The sequence below is a fragment of the Rhizobacter sp. P5_A1 genome, assembly GCF_056400745.1.
Genome location: NZ_JBFUKR010000067.1, coordinates 1 through 3,036 on the forward strand (window position 1 = coordinate 1; position 3,036 = coordinate 3,036).

Below are 3,036 nucleotides of genomic sequence, written 5' to 3' on the forward strand. Positions count from 1 at the left end.
GCGGCGGGCAAGCTCGGGGCAAGCTCGACTAACCCTGGGTGGTCTCGATGATCTCGAGGTCCACGCGATAGGAATGGAGCCCCGCCGAGCGGTTCGCATCTGGGTCCGCATCGCTGGGCGCACCACGCGCTCGATGCAACAAGGCCGTCTGTAGAGTGGCAGTCTGTTCTCTGTCTCAGCCAGGCTTCGCAGCCACGTCGACTCATCGACAAGATCAAAAATGCGTTGACTACTTTGGAAGTCCCTGTAAAGGGTTAGGCGCCGTTGCAACCCAAATCGCGCGAGTTGCTCTAGTAGAGCTCGGGTGGTCTTCCCTTGCGATTGACGACGGATCGGACATATCCCTCCCACTTGCCGATCATCCCCTTCCACTCCGCTGATTGGAGATAGTCATCAATGATGGCTGGCTCGAGATCAAACTCTGGCATATACAAGCCCACGACGCCTCTTTCAAGTATTCCGTCCGCGAGTACACCCTTTTCTCGAAGTATGAGAACGGGCAGACCCAATTGATAGGCCATTGCCGGCTCGATTTGTGCCCACGGAGTCGTCAGCCACCGATTGTCGACAGACTCTTCTCGAAGCGTGTCAATGTCAGTGCGAAGGCGAGTGGTGCCCTTTTCGATGAAGGTGCGCCTAAAGGCAATCGTAAGTAGTCCGTTTGACTCCAGCATGAGTCGCCGTATCGCAGTCAAAGGCGCGTCCATGTCGTAGTCGGTAACGCCAAGTGTGCGCGGGTCGAACCCACGCGTCATCAAGTAGTCAGAGATCTTTCTGACGAACACTGCTTGACGTTCGAAGCAAGGCTTCGGATAGCTCAGGAAGATGGAGATGGTCATCGGTTTGGACTCCTGGTTTACAGCAAGATTACCGCATGGCCACAATATCGGCGCCTAACGTTTGAGGTAAGCGGCTGGCCGAAGGCCAGGGAACTTGTGCCGATAAAGTTGACATCTCATTGCCTGGCCTGTGTTAGCTCGAAGGTGACCGGGGGCACACGGCTCAGCGACGTATGAATCCGGCTGTGGTTGTAGAACGAGATGTACCTGCGCACAGTCTGCCGCAACTGCTCGTCGGTGTCGAACTTCTTGCCGTGGATGTACTCGCTTTTCATCGAATGGAAGAACGATTCCATGTGGGCGTTGTCGTTGATCTGACCAGGCCAGTTCATGCTCTGAGTGAAGCCCTGTCGAGACATGATCGCGCGGTAGCCATGCGCGGCGTATTCGACGCCGCGGTCGCTGTGGAAGACCAGGCCCGGGCCAGGATTGCGTTTGCGCAGAGCTTGGAACAGCGCCGCACGCGTGAGGGTGACGTCGCGCGTCGTGTCCAGGCTCCAGCCCAGGACGCGGCGCGAGAACTTGTCCATCACCACAGCCAAGTAGCGCCACTGGCCCCTGACCTGCAGGTAGGTGACGTCACCCACCCAGACCTGGTCTGCGCGGACGAGCTCGAGCTGGCGGGCCTGATTGGGGATGCTCCTGAAGAAGCGTCTCTGGCCTGCCTTGGAGCGCGCATGCTGGCCGGCGCATTTGCCTCGGATGTGAGCGCCTCTCATGAGGCGAGCAACACGGCGTTGGCCGACGCACTGGCCCTGCTGGACAAGGGCATCGCGAACGCGTGGACTGCCATAGCTGTGCAGGCTCTTCGAGTGGATCTGAACGATGCGCTCGGTCAGGCGTTGGTCTTCCAGCTGGCGCAAGCTGGGCTCGCGCGAGCGCCATGCATAGAAGCCCGAGCGGGTGACATCGAAGTGGTCGCACATCAACGCGAGCGACCAGGCTTGCCGGTTTGCTTCGATGAAGGCGAAGACTTCGCCTTTAGTTCCGAGGCAAACCGGATAGCTTTTTTTAGGATGTCGTGCTCCATCTGAAGCCGTTTGTACTTCTGTTCCAGATCGCGCAGCCGCTGCAGCTCGCCCACAGCAGCCAGGTCCAGCGGTGGGACCTTCCCCTTGATCACGCCGTCGCGCACTTGCTTGCGCCACTTGGACAGCATGAAGGGGTGGATGCCCAGCGACTGTGCGACGTCCTTGACCAGCACGCCTGGTTCGTTGCTCAGCTGCACCGCTCGTAGCTTGAACTCGTCGCCGTAGCTATTGATCTTCTGCGGTCCGGGTGTTCCCATCTTGACTGTCTCCGTTAGGTCGGAGTGTCAACTAAACCGGTACAAGCTCCCGGGTCAGCTCGAACGATGGGTTAGGCCGCATTGCTGGTTGCCTGAGGGGCGAGGGGCTTCGTCATGAGGACGCTCAAGAAGTTCGTGTGTGGTCGCCAGTCACAGGTGCCGACCTGAGCATAGCCCCAGGACCGGTACATCTCGATCAGTTCAGTAGCAGGCTCGGCTGTGTGGAGCGCCATGACTTGGCAACCCTCGAGAACGGCATGTTGCAATGCAGCATCGTGGATGCGCCTTCCGTAGCCCTTGCCCTTATGTCCTGGCGCGACGGCAAACTGACCGAACGACCACGTGTACTCGTCGCGCAGGAGCGGAACCTTGGACTCGGGGTCGGGTTTGCTGAGCGTGATGGTGGCGATCAGTTCTCCATCTACCTCGCCAACGAAGCCGACGCCTCGGGAAAGGCGCCTGGCTGTGTCCTCGACGGACTGGTGGGTTGCCCAATAGCGGAGCCCCTTCAACGCATGCGGCGCGTAGGCGGCACGAATCAGAGCAGTGAGTGCCACCAGGTCTTCGGTCTCGGCTGTTCTTCGGAAGAGCATGCTGGCACCTAGGTTAGTTTTGCGGCCTAACGTTTGACATGAGCGGCGGCTGGAAGCGTGCGAAGCACGCTGGAAGACGTCCGCTCGATGGGAATGTGAAGGGACTTCCCACATTCCTGCAACGGCGTCGAAGCGCCAAGATTGGTGGTGTTCGAAGTCATCAATCTGAAGCGTGGAAAGGGGAAGTCCGTGGAGCAGATTACACGAGGCGAGGCTGCAGGCCAAATCGTTCGCGTCGGTGCCGACCTGGCCAAGCGCGTTATGCAGGTGCATGCGGTCGATGCGACCGGCCGCGTTGTGTGTCGGCGCGCCTTGC

At 59.4% G+C, this 3,036-nt stretch carries 4 protein-coding genes and 1 pseudogene; 1 reads left to right on the forward strand and 4 read right to left on the reverse strand.

The features are described 5' to 3' along the window. Positions 1 to 290 precede the first annotated feature (290 nt). The 4 genes from AC1DTW_RS28025 to AC1DTW_RS28040 form a co-directional block, all read right to left on the reverse strand. A complete protein-coding gene (locus AC1DTW_RS28025) occupies positions 291 to 839 on the reverse strand; it encodes a hypothetical protein (RefSeq protein WP_477985303.1) in 549 nt (182 codons plus the stop codon). 116 nt (positions 840 to 955) lie between these two features. Further along, positions 956 to 1,801 (reverse strand): IS3 family transposase, encoded by an 846-nt coding sequence (locus AC1DTW_RS28030; RefSeq protein WP_477985309.1) that lies wholly within the window; start codon positions 1,799 to 1,801, stop codon positions 956 to 958. Beyond that, positions 1,765 to 2,127: a transposase gene (locus tag AC1DTW_RS28035; protein WP_477985305.1), complete on the reverse strand. Its 363-nt coding sequence runs from the start codon at positions 2,125 to 2,127 to the stop codon at positions 1,765 to 1,767. Before AC1DTW_RS28035 ends, AC1DTW_RS28030 begins: the two co-directional genes overlap by 37 nt. Positions 2,128 to 2,198: 71 nt before the next feature. Then, positions 2,199 to 2,834 carry a GNAT family N-acetyltransferase gene (locus tag AC1DTW_RS28040; protein ID WP_477985307.1) on the reverse strand — a complete coding sequence of 212 codons (636 nt, stop codon included), beginning with the start codon at positions 2,832 to 2,834 and terminating at the stop codon, positions 2,199 to 2,201. A 75-nt stretch (positions 2,835 to 2,909) separates the two neighbouring features. Here AC1DTW_RS28040 and AC1DTW_RS28045 point away from each other — a divergent pair. After that, positions 2,910 to 3,036, forward strand: a pseudogene (locus tag AC1DTW_RS28045) (IS110 family transposase); the annotation flags it as partial.